The sequence below is a fragment of the Streptomyces sp. NPDC021562 genome (assembly GCF_040640875.1).
Classification (GTDB): Bacteria; Actinomycetota; Actinomycetes; order Streptomycetales; family Streptomycetaceae; genus Streptomyces.
On the sequence record NZ_JBFACN010000014.1, the window covers coordinates 212,504 to 229,170 of the forward strand.

At 73.0% G+C, this 16,667-nt stretch carries 18 protein-coding genes; 16 read left to right on the forward strand and 2 right to left on the reverse strand.

Features of this window, described 5'->3' with window-relative positions:
• The first annotated feature begins 13 nt into the window (after positions 1–13).
• Both AB0G52_RS23215 and AB0G52_RS23220 read left to right on the forward strand, forming a co-directional pair.
• On the forward strand, positions 14–1,315 hold the full coding sequence (locus AB0G52_RS23215; protein ID WP_361338279.1) for a glycoside hydrolase family 27 protein: 1,302 nt from the start codon (positions 14–16) through the stop codon (positions 1,313–1,315).
• A gap of 2 nt (positions 1,316–1,317) precedes the next feature.
• Positions 1,318–2,325: a LacI family DNA-binding transcriptional regulator gene (locus AB0G52_RS23220; protein WP_132892771.1), complete on the forward strand. Its 1,008-nt coding sequence runs from the start codon at positions 1,318–1,320 to the stop codon at positions 2,323–2,325.
• 23 nt (positions 2,326–2,348) lie between these two features.
• On the opposite strand, the gene AB0G52_RS23225 is transcribed toward AB0G52_RS23220, so the two are convergent.
• Positions 2,349–3,050 carry a class F sortase gene (locus AB0G52_RS23225; protein WP_132892773.1) on the reverse strand — a complete coding sequence of 234 codons (702 nt, stop codon included), beginning with the start codon at positions 3,048–3,050 and terminating at the stop codon, positions 2,349–2,351.
• A gap of 110 nt (positions 3,051–3,160) precedes the next feature.
• Positions 3,161–3,577 (reverse strand): hypothetical protein, encoded by a 417-nt coding sequence (locus AB0G52_RS23230; protein WP_132892775.1) that lies wholly within the window; start codon positions 3,575–3,577, stop codon positions 3,161–3,163.
• Between the two features lie 350 nt (positions 3,578–3,927).
• On the opposite strand from AB0G52_RS23230, the gene AB0G52_RS23235 reads away from it, so the two are divergent.
• From AB0G52_RS23235 to AB0G52_RS23300, 14 genes are all read left to right on the forward strand, one after another.
• Entirely contained in the window at positions 3,928–4,395 is a 468-nt protein-coding gene (locus AB0G52_RS23235) for a hypothetical protein (RefSeq protein WP_361338282.1), read from the forward strand.
• A 66-nt stretch (positions 4,396–4,461) separates the two neighbouring features.
• Positions 4,462–5,328 (forward strand): fructosamine kinase family protein, encoded by an 867-nt coding sequence (locus tag AB0G52_RS23240; protein WP_361338284.1) that lies wholly within the window; start codon positions 4,462–4,464, stop codon positions 5,326–5,328.
• Positions 5,329–5,493: 165 nt separating this feature from the next.
• Complete coding sequence (gene tgmA, locus AB0G52_RS23245; RefSeq protein WP_089102565.1) at positions 5,494–5,685, forward strand: putative ATP-grasp-modified RiPP; 192 nt, start codon at positions 5,494–5,496, stop codon at positions 5,683–5,685.
• Between the two features lie 15 nt (positions 5,686–5,700).
• Complete coding sequence (gene tgmB, locus AB0G52_RS23250) at positions 5,701–6,684, forward strand: ATP-grasp ribosomal peptide maturase (RefSeq protein WP_132892781.1); 984 nt, start codon at positions 5,701–5,703, stop codon at positions 6,682–6,684.
• Between the two features lie 47 nt (positions 6,685–6,731).
• Positions 6,732–7,619, forward strand: coding sequence for a Gfo/Idh/MocA family oxidoreductase (locus AB0G52_RS23255; RefSeq protein ID WP_132892783.1), 888 nt, complete (start codon positions 6,732–6,734; stop codon positions 7,617–7,619).
• A 63-nt stretch (positions 7,620–7,682) separates the two neighbouring features.
• Entirely contained in the window at positions 7,683–8,777 is a 1,095-nt protein-coding gene (locus AB0G52_RS23260) for a PP2C family protein-serine/threonine phosphatase (protein WP_165939526.1), read from the forward strand.
• A gap of 181 nt (positions 8,778–8,958) precedes the next feature.
• Positions 8,959–9,426, forward strand: coding sequence for a hypothetical protein (locus AB0G52_RS23265; protein ID WP_132892784.1), 468 nt, complete (start codon positions 8,959–8,961; stop codon positions 9,424–9,426).
• A 106-nt stretch (positions 9,427–9,532) separates the two neighbouring features.
• The gene (locus tag AB0G52_RS23270) at positions 9,533–10,786 is read left to right on the forward strand and encodes a serine hydrolase domain-containing protein (RefSeq protein WP_361338288.1); all 1,254 of its coding nucleotides are present in this window, start codon (positions 9,533–9,535) and stop codon (positions 10,784–10,786) included.
• Positions 10,787–11,005: 219 nt separating this feature from the next.
• Positions 11,006–12,739, forward strand: a complete 1,734-nt coding sequence (locus tag AB0G52_RS23275; RefSeq protein WP_361338290.1) for an ATP-binding protein — start codon at positions 11,006–11,008, stop codon at positions 12,737–12,739.
• The gene (locus AB0G52_RS23280; RefSeq protein WP_361338292.1) at positions 12,739–13,161 is read left to right on the forward strand and encodes a roadblock/LC7 domain-containing protein; all 423 of its coding nucleotides are present in this window, start codon (positions 12,739–12,741) and stop codon (positions 13,159–13,161) included. The genes AB0G52_RS23275 and AB0G52_RS23280 overlap by 1 nt, the downstream gene beginning before the upstream one ends.
• Positions 13,158–13,520 carry a DUF742 domain-containing protein gene (locus tag AB0G52_RS23285; protein WP_132892790.1) on the forward strand — a complete coding sequence of 121 codons (363 nt, stop codon included), beginning with the start codon at positions 13,158–13,160 and terminating at the stop codon, positions 13,518–13,520. Before AB0G52_RS23280 ends, AB0G52_RS23285 begins: the two co-directional genes overlap by 4 nt.
• Positions 13,492–14,115: an ATP/GTP-binding protein gene (locus AB0G52_RS23290; protein WP_361338294.1), complete on the forward strand. Its 624-nt coding sequence runs from the start codon at positions 13,492–13,494 to the stop codon at positions 14,113–14,115. The genes AB0G52_RS23285 and AB0G52_RS23290 overlap by 29 nt, the downstream gene beginning before the upstream one ends.
• On the forward strand, positions 14,112–15,338 hold the full coding sequence (locus tag AB0G52_RS23295) for a cytochrome P450 (protein WP_132892793.1): 1,227 nt from the start codon (positions 14,112–14,114) through the stop codon (positions 15,336–15,338). Before AB0G52_RS23290 ends, AB0G52_RS23295 begins: the two co-directional genes overlap by 4 nt.
• Complete coding sequence (locus AB0G52_RS23300) at positions 15,335–16,567, forward strand: cytochrome P450 (RefSeq protein WP_132892795.1); 1,233 nt, start codon at positions 15,335–15,337, stop codon at positions 16,565–16,567. The genes AB0G52_RS23295 and AB0G52_RS23300 overlap by 4 nt, the downstream gene beginning before the upstream one ends.
• The last annotated feature ends 100 nt before the right edge of the window (positions 16,568–16,667 follow it).

The following is a 16,667-nucleotide window of genomic DNA, read 5'->3' on the forward strand; positions in this document are numbered from 1 at the left end:
CAGGAGCGCGTACATGACCCGACCCGCACGTCCGCTGCCCGCCCGCCGGCTGCGTCCGCCCATGGGCTGGAACAGCTGGGACTGCTACGGCACCACCGTCACCGAGCAAGAGGTCCTCGCCAACGCCGAGTTCATGCGCGACCATCTGCTCCCGCACGGCTGGGACACGGTGGTCGTGGACATCCAGTGGTACGAGCCCACCGCCCGCGCCCACGGCTACAACCCGAACGCGCCGCTCGTGCTGGACGAGTACGGCCGCCAGCTGCCCGCGCCGAACAGGTTTCCCTCCGCGGTGGGCGGCGCCGGGTTCGGGCCGCTGGCCGCACGGGTGCACGCCATGGGGCTGCGCTTCGGACTGCACATCATGCGGGGCATCCCCCGCCGGGCGGTCGAGGCGAAACTGCCGGTGCTGGGGACCGGGTTCACCGCGGCCGACGTGGCCGACACCGACTCGGTGTGCCCCTGGAACTCCGACAACCACGGCCTGAACCACGACCACCCCGGCGCCCAGGCCTACTACGACTCCCAGGTCGCCCAGTTCGCCGCGTGGGGCGTCGACTTCGTCAAGGCCGACGACATGCTCTTCCCCTACCACGAACGGGAGATCGCCGCCTACGCACGGGCCGTCGAACGCAGCGGACGGCCCATAGAGCTGAGCCTCTCCCCCGGCACGGACCTGTCCGTGGCCCGGCTGGACCACCTGCGGGAGCACGCCACGATGTGGCGGGTGTGCGACGACCTGTGGGACCGCTGGGAGGACGTCGAGGCGCAGTTCGCGCGCATGGCGCGCTGGGCCCCCTGGCAGCGGGAGGGCGGCTGGGCGGACGCGGACATGCTGCCGCTCGGGCACATCGGCATCCGCGCCGAGCGGGGCGCGGACCGCCTGTCCCGCCTCACCCGCCCCGAACAGGTCAGTCTGCTGACCCTCTGGCTGGTCTCGCGCTCCCCGCTGATGATGGGCGGCGACCTGCCCACCAGCCCGCCCGAGACGATCGAGCTGCTCACGAACGACGAGGCGCTCGACGTCCTGTGGCACAGCACCGGCAACCGGGAGGTGCTCCGGGAGGGGGACCTGGTGCTCTGGACCGCCCGGGACACCGACGGGCACACCCGGTACGCGGCGGTGTTCTCGCTGGCCGCCGAGGCACGCCGCTTCGAGGTGCCGCTGGGATCGGTCGGAGCCGGGCCCCGCGACCGGGTCCGCGAGCTGTGGACCCGTACCGACATCCCGCACGACGGCCGGTACCTGGTCGCCGAGCTGCCCGCCCACGGAGCCGCCCTCTATCGTCTTGCCGAGGACGGCAGGCGGGAGTGAGCGTGGCGACGATCCAGGACGTGGCGAAGGCGGCCGGAGTCTCGGCGATGACCGTCTCCAACGTGATCAACGGCCACCCCCACGTCCGCCCGGCCACCCGGGAGCGCGTCCTGGAGGCGATGACCCGGCTCGACTACCGGGTCAACGTCGCCGCCCGCAACCTGCGCAAGGGACGCACCGGGACCATCGGCCTGGCCGTCCCCGAGATCAACCGCCCGTACTACGGCCGGCTGGCCGCCTCCCTCATCACGGCGGCCGGCCGGCACGGTCTGCGGGTGAGCATCGAACAGACCGGGGCCCGCCGGGAGAGCGAACTGGCGGCCGTGTCCCTGTCCCGCAACCGGCTCTACGACGGACTCATCCTCAGTACGGTCGGGATGGACCGGGCCGATCTCGAGGCGCTGGAGGTCGACCATCCGGTGGTGATCCTCGGCGAGCGGGTCTTCGGCGGCCCAGCCGACCACGTCGCCATGCCGAACGAGGCGGCCTCGGAAGCGGCGACACGGCACCTGCTGGAACGGGGCTGCCGTCGGATCGCCGTGGTGTGCGGACGGCTGGACGGCGAGGTCGGCGTGTCGAGCCGGCGCCACGCGGGATACCTGCGGGCGCTGGCCGCCGCGGGGCTGCCGGCGGATCCGGACCTCGTCGTGACGGTGGAGTCGCTCACGATGGGGGAGGCGGCCCGCCGGATGCGCGAGAAGGTGACGGGCGGCCTCGATGTCGACGGGGTGTTCTGCGTGACCGACACGGTGGCCATGGGCGTCCTGCGCGCTCTCGCCGACACCGGGGTGCGGGTGCCGGAGCAGGTCAGGGTGATCGGCTTCGACAACGTCGACGAGAGCGCGTACCTCGTCCCCTCGCTGTCGACCGTCGACCCGGACCACGACCTGATGGCCGACCGCGCGGTCGCCCTGCTGGCCGCGCGGATCGACCGTTCCGGGCCCGGTCAGGAACGGGAGGAGTTCGTCAGTCCCTTCCGCCTGGTGGTGCGGGAGTCGACGGGCGGCTGAACCCCACGTTCGCGCGTTCGGGGTCAGACGAGGTGGGCGAAGACGACCAGGTTCTCCGTGTAGTCCTTGACGTCGTGGTCGTAGTCTCCCGCGCAGGTGATCAGCCGGGCCTCGGGGCGGCTGGTGTCCGCGTAGACGCGGTCACTGGGGAAGTCGTCCTTCGGGAAGGTCTCGGCGTCGTCGACCACGAACTGAGCCGTCGTGCCGTCGGCCCGGTCCACCGTGAAGCGGTCGCCGCGCTCCAGTTCGTCCAGTCTGACGAAGACGGCCGCCGACACCTTGGTGTCGACGTGGCCCGCGATGATCGCGGTGCCCGCCTCACCGGGCGCGGCGCCCTTGGAGTACCAGCCGACGAGGTTGGTGTTGTCGGCGGGCGGCGGTTCCAGCTGGCCCGAGGGACTGATGGTGAGGGCGGTGAAGGGGGCGTCGACGGAGATCTTCGGAATGAGCAGGCGGGTGGGTACGGACCGGGGCAGCGCCGCACGGGTCCGCTGCGGATCGGCCGAGGGGGCGGCGCCGGTGCGTCCGGCCGGGACCCCGCCGCCGGCGTCGTCGGACGCCTTGTCGTGTCCGCCGATCAGCGCCACGGCCAGCAGCACCAGGGCGGCACCCCACACGGGCAGCAGCCCGCCGCGCCGGGTGTCGGCCGCGGCGGCCGGGTCGCCGGCGTCAGGGGCGCCGGGGTCAGGGGCGTCGGCGTGCGAAGAGGAAGGGCCAGCTGCCATCGGGGTCACCTTTCTGGGGCACGGCAGCGGGAGGGGCGGGAGACGGGACCCGCGGTGCCGTCGGCGTGTCGAGCGCCGGCGGCGGCCGCGGCCCCGTATTCCTATGCCCATCAGGACACGGGCCCGGTGACTCTCCTGCGCCGCAGCGCGTAGGCACCCGAGGCCGCTACGCCGAGGACGGCCAGCCCGCCGGCCGTGACACCGGGCGTGGCGAGGGCGCCGCCACCGGTGTGCATGCCGCCGTGCGGACGGTCGCTCTCCTCGTCGTCACCCCACGAGGAGCCCTCGTTCTTCCCCCGGTCCCCCTTGTCTCCCTTATCTCCCTTGTCTCCCTTGCCGCCCTGCTCGTCGTCGCCCTTGCCCTTGTAGGTCTCGGGGTCGAACTTGCTGTCGCTGCTGCTGTAGGAGCTGTCGTCACGGCCCCCGTCGTCGCGGTCCCCCGAACCCGCGGCCTGCGCGGTGGGAGCGGCGAACGCCAGGGCCGCGGTGGCGGCCGTCGTCGCGAGGATCATGCGGGCAGAACGCATCTCTATGTCCTTCCGCCGTGGCCGGGCGCCGATACTCCATCAGCTGAAACGACCCGGCTCCGACATGAACCACCGTCAGTCAGTCCCGTGCCGCGCACCATCCGGGCCGCCCATCCGTGGCGCCGACACGCCCAACACCGCCCGGCCGGGCCAATCCCGCGGCGGGGCGCACCGCCGTTCGGGCGGACTCGGGCCGGCCGTCGGCGTGTCACCGCCGGCGGACCGGGACGGCCGGAACGGGCGTATTACACCCTGACGAGGGATAAGCGACTGCTTTGGGCTGAGAAACATGGGACTCTTCGCTAAGTTCCGATGAGTACCACAGGGGGGTTATCGCCTTAATGAACCGCATGCGCACGTCCTTGGGAGCCCTGAGCGCCGTCGGCGCCGTCACCGCCGCCCAACTCGGCCTCGCCGCGGGCGCGTCCGCGCTGGCCGAGGCACCGCAGAGCACCGGCTGCCCGGTCGACATCGTCTATCCGAGCCGCTTCTACGCGAACTCGGGCAACTGGGTGACCAACGGCGGCCTCTCCTTCGCCGTCAAGAACAAGAGCGCCGCGAAGAACTTCACGAAGGTGACGTTCACCGTGACGGTCGTCAGGAACATCCGCTTCGGCACCGCCGTACCCACGGGCGGCAAGGTCACCCACCGGACGTCGACGACGGTGTCGGTGTCCACGGCGACCCTGAGGAAGAGGACCAGCCTCGGGGTGCGGGTGCGGTCCCACCTGCTGGACACCCACACCTACGAGGTGAAGTTCGCGCTGCACGGCACAGGTTGGACCTGCGCCGTCGACCAGGGCACCTGGGGCTCCTGACACCCGCAGCGCCCCGGCCGGGGCGCCTCAGCCTCCCGGCCGGGGGCGGCCCGTACCCTGGTGGCCGTGGTCGACGGCGACGAAGGTCCGGACGCGGCGGCCGCCCGGCTCACCGGGCGGCCGGTCTCGGCCCGGCGGGCACGGTCCGGCAGCCTGACAGAGGTGCAACTGGCGGACGGCCCGGCCGCCATGGTCAAACACGACGAACGATCCGGTGCGGTACGGGCCGAGGCGGCCGGGCTGCGCTGGCTGGCCGCGGCCCGGGCGGTCCCGGTGCCGGAGGTGCTCGGGCACGACGAGCGGTGGCTGGTGACCGAACTGGTCGGCACCGGCCCCCCGAGCGCCGAGGCGGCCACCCGATTCGGCCGCGCACTGGCCGCCCTGCACGCCTGCGGAGCCCCGGCCTTCGGGGCGGCACCACCGCACGGCCCGCGCGAGGCCTGGATCGGCCTCGCCCCGATGCGCAACGAACCCGGCGCCGACTGGCCGCACTGGTACGCCGAGCACCGGCTGCTGCCCTACCTCCGCGAGACGGTCGACCGCGGGACCCTGCGCCCCCGGGAGGCCGCGGTGGTCGAACGGGTCACCGAGCGACTGCCGGAACTCGCCGGGCCGGCCGAGCCGCCCGCTCGGCTGCACGGCGACCTGTGGAACGGCAACGTGCTGTGGGGCGCCGACGGCACGGTCCGGGTGATCGATCCGGCCGCGCACGGCGGTCACCGCGAGACCGATCTGGCGATGCTCCGGCTCTTCGGCTGTCCGCATCTGGACCGGATCCTGGACGCCTACCGGGAGATCGCGCCGCCTGCCGACGGCTGGACCGAGCGCGTCGGCCTGCACCAGCTGTTCCCGCTGTTGGTGCATGCCGCCCTCTTCGGGCGGAGCTACGCCGAACAGGCCCTCGCGACATCCCGCAGAATCGCGGGCATTTGACGCCGTCAGGCGTCGGACCGGCATGTGAAATCGGCCACTTGTGGCGACGATCGGGCGTTGTTTCCTTAACAAGCTCTTAATTGGGGCTGAGATTACGGAGAGTAAGGAAACCAACCACGCGTTCGAATCGTATAAGTGCATGGAAGAACGAAACAGGGAGAGACCATGCAACCGTTCGCGCTCAACTACGCACGCCCCGCTGTGCAGTTGGACGTCACCACTCCGTACGCGTATGACTCCGGACTGCAGTTGAACGTTCTCCACGATGGCCGGATCGCAGCCACCGATCACGCAACGCTCAGAGCCCTGGGGACCACGACGTCCACGGCGGGTTCCAAGACGCACTTCGACGACTGAGCGCGGCACCCGACGATGACCGTGCTCATCCTGACCAGTGACGAGGACGTGACGGCGGACATGGTGGTCCTCCGGCTGCACGAGGCATCCGTGCCCGTCGTCCGCCTCGACCCCGCCGACCTCACCAGCGGGGTGGCCCTGTCGGGCGAGTATGTGCAGGGCGTCAGCCGCGGACATCTGTCCGTGAACGGGCGCCTGGTGAGTGTGGACGGCCTGCGCTCCATCTGGGTGCGCAGGCCGGGGGTGGCGGCCTCCCGGGCCGCCCAGCCGTCGGCCTGGCTGTCAGAGGAGTCCGCGCAGGCGCTGTACGGCATGCTGCGCGGGACCGGGGCGCGCTGGATGAACCATCCGGACGCGGCCCGCCAGGCCCGCCACAAGCCCTGGCAGCTGCGACTGGCCCAACGCAGCGGACTCGCCGTGCCCGCCACGCTGATCACGACGTTCCCGCAGGCGGCCCGGGAGTTCGCGGCGCGGTTCCCGGACCTGGTGGTGAAGCCGGTTTCGGGGGCGCACCCGCAGGAGCCGCCGCGAGCGGTGCCGACCAGCAGGGTGGCGCCGGACACCGACTTCGCGGCCGTGGCGTTCGGGCCGACGCTGCTGCAACGGCGGGTCGCCAAGCGGGCCGACATCCGGCTGACGGTGGTCGGCGAGCGGCTGCTGGCCGCCCGCAAGCCGGTGCACCCGGACGCCCACCCCGACGACGTGGACGTCCGGTTCGCCCCGTCCGTCTCGCCCTGGCAGGAAGCGGAGGTGCCCCCGCGAGTCGCCGAGGCCGTTCACACGTATATGAAGGACGCCGGGCTGGCCTACGGTGCCTTCGACTTCGCGGAGGACGCCGACGGCATCTGGTGGTTCCTGGAGTGCAACCAGTCGGGCCAGTTCGGGTTCGTCGAGATGGACACCGGGCAGCCCATCGCCGAGAGCATCGCCGGGTGGCTGGCGGACGGCGCCGGGCGGTCCCGGGCCTGTGCCGGCGGCGGGCGGCGCACGGCCCCCTGACGGCCCGGGCGACGGTGTGGAGCAGAGCACGGAGAAAGGAACGGAAGATGCGCATCGGACTGCTGGGGACGGGACCCTGGGCGCGGGCGGCCTACGCCCCCGCGCTGGCGGGACACGGCTCGCTGGACTTCGCCGGGGTGTGGGGCCGCCGCCCGCAGGCCGCGGCGGAGCTGGCGCGGGAGTACGGCGTCCGGGCGTACGACGACGTGGACGCGCTGTTCGCCGACGTCGACGCGGTGGCGGTGGCGCTGCCGCCGGCCGTGCAGGCGGAGCTGGCGGTGCGGGCCGCGCGGGCCGGCCGCCATCTGCTGCTGGACAAGCCCCTCGCGATCGGGGTCGCCGAGGCGCGGGCGGTGGTGGAGGCGGCCGAGCGGTCCCGGGTCGCCTCGGTGGTCTTCTTCACCACCCGGTTCCAGCAGGAACCGGAGCGGTGGATCGGCGAGCAGGCCGCCGCGACCGGCTGGTTCACGGCTCGGGCACAGTGGCTGGGCTCGCTGTTCACCGGCGAGAGCCCGTTCGCCGACTCTCCGTGGCGCAAGGAGAAGGGAGCGCTGTGGGACGTGGGTCCGCACGCCCTGTCCGTGCTGCTGCCGGTGCTGGGCGACGTACGGCGGGTGGCGGCCGCCGTGCACGGCCCCGCGGACACCGTCCACCTCGTCCTCGACCACGCCACCGGGGCCTCCAGCACGGTGACGCTGAGCCTCACCGCGCCCCCGGCGGCGGCCGGTGCGGACGTGGAACTGCGGGGTGAGACGGGGGTGACGCTGCTGCCGAGGAGCGCGGAAGGCGCGGTGCCCGCCCTGACCAGGGCCGCCGACGCCCTGCTCGGCGCCGTCCGCACCGGACGCGCGCACCCGTGCGACGCCGTGTTCGGCCTGCGGGTCACCGAGATCCTCGCGGAGGCGGAGACCCTGCTGAGCAGGGACGTCGACTGACGGTCCGCGTGTGCTGCCAGGCGCCGGTGGGACCGGGCAGGGGCACGGGCGTAACTTGGGGATGTGACATCGGTGCGCGGCTGGTCGCCGCGCGGCTACCGGGACGGTCGTGGCTGGCTGCAGGGAGCGCCGCCGCCGCGCTGGGTGCGGGTGCTGCCCGTCGCGCTGCTCGCGACGGTGACCATGGCGACACTGATCAGCCCGGACGGCCACGACTTCGGTTTCCTGCTGGGAGCCATCCCGCCGCTGGCCGTCCTCTCCTACGGGCCGCTGGCGACGGCCGTGCTCAGCGTCCTGGTGGTGCTGCTGCTCAACGTGCCCGCCACCCACCTCAACCTGCCCGGCGACACCGACCTGCTCACGATCACGTTCGTGGCGGTACTGAGCGTGTTCGTGTCCTATGTGCGCAGTCACCGCGACGCCCAGCTGCTCACCGAGCGGGCCGTGGGAGAGGCGGTGCAGCGGGCCGTGCTGCCGCCGTTGCCGGAGCGGGTCGGGGCGGTGGGGTGCGCGGGGCTGTACAGGGCCGCGCAGCACGGCACGCTGGTCGGCGGGGACTTCTTCGACGTGCGCGACGGGCCGTACGGGGTGCGGGCGGTGATGGGGGACGTACGGGGGCACGGGCTGGCCGCCGTCGCCACGGTGGTGGGGCTGCTCGGCGCGTTCCGGGAGGCGGTGCTCGACCAGCCCGACCTGGAGGCGGTCGCGGCGCGGATGAACCGCCGGCTGCTGGTGGACTCGGACGGTGTGCCGAACGCCGAGCTGTTCGCCACCGCCCTGCTGCTGGAGTTCTCGGCCGATGCCCGGTCCGTTCGGATCGTCGCCTGCGGTCACCCGGCACCGGTGCTGCTGCGCGACGGCCGGGCCCAGGAACTCACCGTCTCGTCGGCGGCTCCGCTGGGGCTGGGCCTGGCGGGGGTGCAACCGCCGAAGGAGATCACGGTCGAGCTGGGCCGCGGCGACCGGCTGTTCATCGCCTCGGACGGGGTCTGGGAGGCCCGCGACCGGGCAGGGCGCTTCTATCCGCTCCCGGCGCGGCTGGCCGGGTTCACCGGCACGGACACCGAGCTCACCGAGGCGGTGTGGGCCGACCTGATCCGGGGCTGCGAGGTCCGTGACGACGCCACCATGCTCGTCCTGACGCCCTTCATCGGCTGAGGGACACCGCGCCCGTCGACGCCGGATCCCCGGGCGACGCGTCGGCATCGGCACGGGCGCTCGGTGTTCGAACAAACACCCCAAAACGCCACGGTTCGCCACCCCTTCCGCCACGTAGAAATATCTACCAGCATGCATACGCCGGGTTGGCGGACCGACGTACCGAGTGCCGGAGCGGTGGATGACGAACACGATGTGGATGCAGGGCGTGGAATGGCTCGCGGCGGCCGCGGCGGACCCCCGGACGTGCAAGTGGGAGTGGGACCACGGGGAGGGCGTCTCGCTGCTGGAGGCGGGCCGCTTCTGGGACGTGCTGAGCGTGCCGGACCAGCTCGGCCTGCTCGCACTGGAGCTGCTGTGGCGGCCGTCGCTGCCGGTGCCGGGACCCACCCTGGTGGACAGTGCGGCGCACCGGGTCGGCTTCTTCGTGCCGCCCGATCCGTCCGGCGGATGGATCGGCGCCGGTCTGCGCTACGCGACCAAGGGGTCGTGGGTGGCCGCCCCGCCACCGTACCGGGCCGGACGCAGCCTGGAGTGGCTGGTGCCGCCCGACGGGGCCGGCACGCTGCACTCTCCGGGCAGGCTCGAACTGGCGCTGCGCGAGGCCAACGCCACGCTCGCGGTGCTGCGGCCGGTCAGCCACGAGTAGCGGGCCGGCCGGCGGGCGGCCCCCGGCAGACGCCCGTATCCTGTGAACCCAGGGTTCCGACGTCCGACCCCACCGCACGGTCACCCCATGTGCTGGAAGTCAGCCCATGTCCTGCTCACCCGCCAGGCTGCGCGCCTGGGCCGCGGTCGCCGTCCTGCTGGGGACACTGACGGTGCCGCTCGCCACCGCACCCCCCACCGCGGCGGCCCTGTCCGCCGCCGCGCGTTCTCCCTCGCCCGCGCCGTCGCCCTCCGGGCGCCCTGACGTGCGGGCCATGACTCCGGCCGTGGCCCGCCGGCTCGACACGGCCGTCCAGCAGGTCATGCGCGAGGCGCGGGTGCCCGGCGTGATCGTCGGGGTCTGGACTCCCGGGCAGCCCGACTACGTTCGCTCCTTCGGGGTCGCGAACAAGGCGACCGGGCAGCGGATGTCGCCCGGCCTCTACATGAGGATCGGCAGCGAGACCAAGATGTTCACCGTCACGGCGGTGCTGCAACTGGTCGACCAGGGCCGGGTCGGCCTGGACGACCCCATCGGGAAGTACCTGGGCGGCGTGCCGAACGGCGACCGGATCACCGTGCGGGACCTGGCGGGGATGCGCAGCGGACTGTTCAACTACTCCGAGGACGACGACTTCTTCAAGGCGCTCACCTCGGATCCGCAACGCGCCTTCACCCCGCGGCAGTTGCTCGCCTACTCCTTCAGACATCCGGTGATGTTCCAGCCGGGGACGAAGTTCTTCTACTCCAACACCAACCTGATCCTGCTCGGCCTGCTCGTCGAGAAGGAGAGCGGACAGCGGCTCGGCGCGTACATCGGGCAGCACGTCCTCGCCCCGGCCGGCATGAACCATACGGTGTTCCCGAGCGGGAACGCGTTCCCCACCCCGCACGCCCAGGGCTACACCGACCAGACGGCGGACGGGCGGGTGGCGGAGACCGCCGACTGGAACCCGTCCTGGGGCTGGGCGGCCGGCGCGATGATCTCGGACCTGGCCGATCTGCACCTCTGGGCCCGTACGGCGGCCACCGGGGTCTACCCCGACGGCAGCACCATGGTCGGCCCGGCCACCCAGAAGCAGCGGCTCACCACTCCCCCGACCGGGATCAAGGGCGCGGGGTACGGCCTCGGCATCTTCGACGTGCAGGGCTGGATCGGGCACAACGGCTCACTGCCGGGCTACGAGGCACTGACGGTGTACCTGCCGTCGGCGCGCACCACGGTGGCCGTACTGCTGAACACCGACATCGCCTACCGCGGCGACATCGAGCCCAGCACCCTGTTCGGCCGGGCGATCACCCGGATCATCTCCCCGGCCCACGTCTACGACCTGCCGGCGCCGGCCTCGGCCACCCGGTGACGGCTCGGCCACTCCGGAGGCCAACTCGTCGTCTACGCACGGCATTTCCGACACTTGACACAGAAGCGAACGGTCGGCGGCCGGATTCGAAGTGATGTGTCGATTCACCGTGCGGGGCCGGTCAATGACGGTGTGTACTGTGCTGCGAGCGCCACATGGGAGGGGCCCGCGGGGGGCTCCCCCTGCCCACTGCTGCCCTACCCCCTGGAATCCGACTCCATGATCCAATTACCGGAACTGGTGGCCGGTGGTCTCGCCGCCGGAACGCTCTGCGCGCTCGTCCTCGGCGCCGGTCTGTGGCGCTCCCGCCGCCAGAACGCCGCGCTGCGGGCCGAGGTCGCGGAGTCGCACGCCCGGCTGGAAGGCGCCGAGGGCGCGTTCCTCACCGAGATCGAGCATCTCGCCGCCCGCCGGATGCCCGCCGCCGCGGCCCAGCTGGCCCATCCGCACCTCAAGGTGCCGGGACCCGCCCGGCAGCACACGCCGGGCACTCCCACGGGGATCGCCCTGGAGTACGTGCTCACCGCGCTGCGCGAGGAGCTGACCGCGCAGCGGGTCCGGATCGACGCCGCCGCCCAGGCCGGACTGCGCGGTGCGACCCGGGAGATCCAGGCCGCCCTGTACCGTCTGCAGGACGCCCTGCGGAGTCTGCAACAGCGCTACGACGACCCCGAGTTGGCGCAGACGCTGTTCGCGCTCGACCATGAGAACGAACAGTCGCTGCGGCGGGCGCAGGTGGCCGCCGTGGTGTGCGGGGGCTGGGTGGGCCTGGCCCGCGAGGAGTCCCACGTGGTGGACGCCGTGACCGGCGGCCAGGCCCGGCTCGCGGGGTACCAGCGGGTCAGGGTGCACAACCATCTGGAACCCGGCACCGCCCTCGTGTCGCACGCGGTGGAGCCGGTCGCCGTCATCGTCGCCGAGCTCCTCGACAACGCGCTGCGCCACTCGGCGCCGGACACCGAGGTCCTGGTCAACCTGGAACACGTCCACCACGGGGTGTGCGTCACCGTCGACGACGCGGGCCTCGGCATGACGCAGGACGAACGGGCCCGCGCGCAGCGGCTGGTGGCGGGCAGCGACCCGGTTCTGCTGACCGACCTCGGGGATCCGCCGCGCATGGGCCTGGCCGCGGTGGGCCAGCTCACCCGCCAGTTCGACCTGCACGTCGACCTCACCTCCCCCTCTCCTTACGGCGGGGTGCGCGCGGTGCTGCGGGTGGACAGTCACCTGCTCTGCCGGATCGACCCCGGCGAACGTCCGCCGGCGGCCAGCGCGCCACGCTCGACCCGCGAGCATGCACGGCGAACGGCCGCGACCGAGAAGGCCGTCCACGCAACGGCCGCCTTGGAGACACCCGCACACGAAGCACCCGCACATCAGTCGCCTGCGCCCGAGACAGCCGCGCATGGAGCGGCCGGCCCCGAGACGTCCGTGCACGAGACACCCGTGTCCGAGAGGCCCGTGTCCGAGAGGCCCGTGTCCGAGAGGCCCGTGTCCGCGACGGCCATACGCGAGGCGCCAGTGCGCGAGTCGACTGCGCGGGAAGCGGCCGTGCCCGAGACAGCCGTGCATCACACACCCGTGCGTGAGGGTGGCGTCCGTGAGGCGGGCGGGGGCGAGGCGGTGCCGGGCGGGGGGTCCTTGTCCCGTGCGGCCGCCGCGGCTCCGGCACCCGGGTCCGACGACTCCGGTTCCGGCGCCGAGCACGCGCGCGCCACCGCTCCCGCCCCCGGCCACCAGGACCCTGGGGACCTGGGCGGGCTGCCGCGGCGGCGCCGTCGTACCCCTGCGGCCCCGCCCGGCGCACCCGCGCCGCAGCCGGCCGCGCGCCGCCCCGAGGAGGCCGCCGCCGCGCTCGCGGCCCTGCAGTACGGCACCGCGGCGGCACGCGGACCCCAGCGGGCCACCCCGCCCGATTCCCACCGGACCGACGACGAAGGAGCAGCGGACTGATGACCAGCCGCGACACGGGCGACACGGCATGGGTGCTGGACCCCGTCCTGCAGGTACCGCACGTACTGGCCGCCGTCCTGCTCACCCGGGACGGCCTCGCGACCGGTCACACCGACGCTCTGTCCCGGGCGAGCGCCGAGCGGGTCGCCGCGATCACCAGTACCGTGCAGGGCGCCTGCCGGGCCGCGGCCGCCGCCTTCGCGGACCGTGACCGGGCCGAGGTACGCCAGGTGGTCATCGAGTCGGACCACGGCTACGTGCTGATCGTGCCGACCGCCCACGGCACCTGTGTGGCCGCCTACGGCGACCCGGAGGTGCGTCTGGACCTGCTGGCGCACCGCGTGCACTCGCAGGTGGCCCGGCTGGGTGAGAAGGCGATGGCGGCCGCGCCCAGAGGCTCCGACGGCGGCGCGCCGGCATGACCGGCCGTCGCGGCGGCCGCCCCCTGGTCCCCGCGTACCTGTCCACCGGCGGGGTGGCCCGGCCCAGCCGTCCGCATCTGGAACGGCTGACGGTGCTCACCCACGTCGGTTCGCCCCTGCCCGCGGGGCTGCCGGCCGCCGAACAGGCGCTGCTGGAACTGCTGTCCGGCGGGGCGCTGACCGTGGTGGAGGCGGCGGCGCTGCTGCGGCTGCCGTTCTCCGCCGTCCGGGTGCTGGCCGCCGACCTCGTCGACCGCGACCTGGTCCGGGCCCGCGCGCCGATCCCGCCCGCCGAACGGTTCGACCCCGACCTGCTGAAGAGAGTGGCCGATGGCCTGCGCGCCCTCAAGCACCGGTGAGCTGCCCCGCACGGGCGGCCCACACCTCCCCGACTCCGCCCGCGACCTGGTGAAGATCCTGGTGACCGGGCCGTTCGGGGTGGGCAAGACGACCCTCATCGACTCGGTGTCGGAGATCCGCCCGCTGCACACCGAGGAGCACCTCACCGAGGCCTCGGCGCACGTCGACGACCTCGACGGGGTGCGGGAGAAGGAGACCACCACCGTCGCCATCGACTTCGGACGGATCAGCCTGCCCGGCGGGGTCGTGCTGTACCTGTTCGGGACGCCGGGACAGGACCGGTTCCGGACGCTGTGGCAGGACGTGTCTTACGGGGCGCTGGGCGCGCTGGTCCTGGTGGACGGCCGCCGGATCGACGCCTCGTTCGACGTGCTGGGCCTGATCGAGGAGGCGGGGCTGCCCTACGCGGTCGCCTTCAACGCGTTTCCCGACGCCCCGGACCACTACACGAGCGAGCAACTGCGTGCCGCCCTGGACCTGGCGCCCGGCACCCCGCTGGTGACCTGCGACGCCCGGGACGCCGACTCCTCGGTCGACGCCCTGCTCGCCCTCGTACAGCATCTGATCGACGACCGGCCCGCGGAGGCCCGATGACCGCGCAGCAGTCCTTCACCGTCTCCGCCCCGGTGTGCCTGTGGGAGGACGGCTTCGCCCGCAACCCGCACGGCTACTACGCCGCCCTGCGCGCCCAGGGCCCGGTCGGCCGGGCGGAACTCGCGCCGGGTGCCCCGGCGTACGTCGTCACGGAGCGGCGCGCCGCCCTGGACGTGCTGCGGGACGTCGAGACCTTCTCGCACGACCCGCGGGCCTGGGAGGGGACCGTCCCCGAGGAGTCCCCGCTGCTCGGCATGATGCGCTGGCGGCCCAACGCGCTGTTCTCGGACGACGACGCGCACCTCCGCTACCGGACCACCCTCATCGACGTGTTCGACCTGATCGAACCGCACGACCTGCGGGCGCTGGTGCACCGCGCGGTACGGCTGCTGGTGGACCGGTTCGCGCCCCGCGGCGAGGCGGACCTCGTCACCGACTTCACCCGCCCGCTGATGGCGCTGGTGTTCAACAACCTGTTCGGGCTGCCGGACAGCCAGGGCGACCGGCTCAACGAGGGCGTCCTGAAGATGATGGAGGGCGGTGCGCGGGCGGCCGAGGGCGAGGCGGAGTACGCCGAATACGTGCTGCGGCTGGTCGCCGCCAAGGTCGCGGAGCGCGGCGAGGACCTGCCGAGCATGCTCCTGGACCATCCCGCAGGACTGACCCAGGAGGAGGTCTCCTGGCAGGTGTTCCTGACCCTGGGCGCCGGGTACGAGCCGACCACGAACCTGGTCTCCAACGCGCTCTCCCGGATCCTCGGCAACCCGCTCTACTACTCCACGCTGACCAGCGGCGCCCGCCCGGTCATGGACGCGGTGGTCGAGGTGCTGCACCACGAGACCCCGCTGGCCAACTACGGCATCTACTACGCCCGTCGGGCGGTCTCCTTCCACGGGGCCTGGATCAGGCCGGCGGTCCCGGTGGTGGTCTCCTTCGGTGCCGTGGGGCTGTTCGCCGAACGGGAGACCACCGGCGGGCCGCGGGCCGGGGACGCCTCGCACCTGTCGTGGGGCGCGGGCCCGCACGCCTGCCCGGTCCGCCACCACGCGCTGCTCATCGCGACCGAGGCGGTCGAGCGGCTCATGCTGTGGCTGCCCGACCTCGAACCCGTCCTGCCCCGCGAGCGGCTCAGCTGGCGGCCCGGGCCGTTCCACCGCTCGCTGACGTCCCTGCCCGTCCGGTTCAGCCCCCGCTCCCCCGACCAGCCTGGAGAGACGCCGTGACCGTCACCGACCGCATCGCCCTCGACCCGTTCGGCTCCGACATCCCCGCGGAGAGCGCGCGGTTACGCGCCCTCGGCCCCGTCGTGCCGGTCGAGCTGCCCGGCGGCATACCCGCCTGGGCTCCCACCGGCTACGACGTGCTCAAGGAGCTCATCCTCGACCCCCAGGTCAGCAAGGACCCGCGCAAGCACTGGCGCCTGTGGCCCGAGATCTCCGAACACCCCTCCTGGGGCTGGATCCTGGGCTGGGTCGGCGTGATCAACATGCTGTCCGCCTACGGCCCGGACCACACGCGGCTGCGCAAGCTGGTGGCACCCAGCTTCACGCACCGCCGCACCGAGGCGATGCTGCCCCGGGTCACGGCGATCACCGGGGAGCTGCTGGACGCCATGGCCAAGGCCGGCGCCGACGGCTCGGTGGTGGACCTGCGCGCCGCTCTGGCCCATCCGCTGCCCATGCGGATGATCTGCGAACTCTTCGGCGTCCCGGACGAGATGCGGGACGACACCGCCGCGCTGATCGCGGCCATCATGGACACCTCCGACCCGAGCCCGGAGCACGCCGCGTCCGTGCAGGAGCGGATCGGTACGGTCCTCGGCGGGTTGATCGCGTACAAGGTGGAGCACCCGGGCGACGACATGACCACGGAGCTGATCCGGGTCCGCGACGAGGACGGCGACCGGCTCGGCGACGAAGAGCTGCTCCACACCCTGCTGCTGGTGATCGGCGCCGGGTTCGAGACCACGGTCAACCTGATCGGGAACGCGGTCGTGGCGCTGCTGACCCGGCCCGTGCAACTGGCCGCGGTGCGCTCCGGGACGATCGGCTGGGACGCCGTGATCGACGAGACCCTGCGGGTGCATCCCTCGATCGCCTCGTTGCCGCTGCGGTTCGCGGTGAGCGACCTGAAGGTCGGCGACGTCACGATCGCGGCCGGGGACGCGATCATCACGACGTACGCGGCGGCGGGTCTCGACCCGGCGCGCTACGGGCCGGACGCCGCCGTGTTCGACGCCGCGCGGGGCGCCGACGACCATCTGTCCTTCGGGATCGGGGTGCACCGCTGCATCGGCGCGCCGCTGGCCAGGGCGGAGGCGCTGGCCGCGCTGCCCGCCCTGTTCGACCGTTTTCCCGGGCTGCGGCTGGCGGTGGGCGCGCAGGAGCTGCGTCAGGTGCCGTCGTTCATCGCCTTCGGCTGGCAGGAGGTCCCGGTCCGGCTGGGGGTGTGAAACCGCAGGTGGCGGGGGCGGCGACCGGACCCCCGTGCCGGTCGGGCCCCCGCGCAAGGTGAACCTACGTGCGGATCCGGCCGTTGGGTACCGCGCCGAT

Excerpts from the sequence above, each read along its gene's own strand:
- AB0G52_RS23270 (WP_361338288.1), top strand. The coding sequence starts at position 9,533 with ATGTCCTGCTCACCCGCCAGGCTGCGCGCCTGGGCCGCGGTCGCCGTC.
- AB0G52_RS23285 (WP_132892790.1), top strand. The coding sequence starts at position 13,158 with ATGACCGGCCGTCGCGGCGGCCGCCCCCTGGTCCCCGCGTACCTGTCC.
- AB0G52_RS23255 (WP_132892783.1), top strand. The coding sequence starts at position 6,732 with ATGCGCATCGGACTGCTGGGGACGGGACCCTGGGCGCGGGCGGCCTAC.
- AB0G52_RS23290 (WP_361338294.1), top strand. The coding sequence starts at position 13,492 with ATGGCCTGCGCGCCCTCAAGCACCGGTGAGCTGCCCCGCACGGGCGGC.
- tgmB (WP_132892781.1), top strand. The coding sequence starts at position 5,701 with ATGACCGTGCTCATCCTGACCAGTGACGAGGACGTGACGGCGGACATG.
- tgmA (WP_089102565.1), top strand. The coding sequence starts at position 5,494 with ATGCAACCGTTCGCGCTCAACTACGCACGCCCCGCTGTGCAGTTGGAC.
- AB0G52_RS23230 (WP_132892775.1), bottom strand. The coding sequence starts at position 3,577 with ATGCGTTCTGCCCGCATGATCCTCGCGACGACGGCCGCCACCGCGGCC.
- AB0G52_RS23275 (WP_361338290.1), top strand. The coding sequence starts at position 11,006 with ATGATCCAATTACCGGAACTGGTGGCCGGTGGTCTCGCCGCCGGAACG.
- AB0G52_RS23225 (WP_132892773.1), bottom strand. The coding sequence starts at position 3,050 with ATGGCAGCTGGCCCTTCCTCTTCGCACGCCGACGCCCCTGACCCCGGC.
- AB0G52_RS23235 (WP_361338282.1), top strand. The coding sequence starts at position 3,928 with ATGCGCACGTCCTTGGGAGCCCTGAGCGCCGTCGGCGCCGTCACCGCC.
- AB0G52_RS23265 (WP_132892784.1), top strand. The coding sequence starts at position 8,959 with ATGACGAACACGATGTGGATGCAGGGCGTGGAATGGCTCGCGGCGGCC.
- AB0G52_RS23295 (WP_132892793.1), top strand. The coding sequence starts at position 14,112 with ATGACCGCGCAGCAGTCCTTCACCGTCTCCGCCCCGGTGTGCCTGTGG.
- AB0G52_RS23215 (WP_361338279.1), top strand. The coding sequence starts at position 14 with ATGACCCGACCCGCACGTCCGCTGCCCGCCCGCCGGCTGCGTCCGCCC.
- AB0G52_RS23280 (WP_361338292.1), top strand. The coding sequence starts at position 12,739 with ATGACCAGCCGCGACACGGGCGACACGGCATGGGTGCTGGACCCCGTC.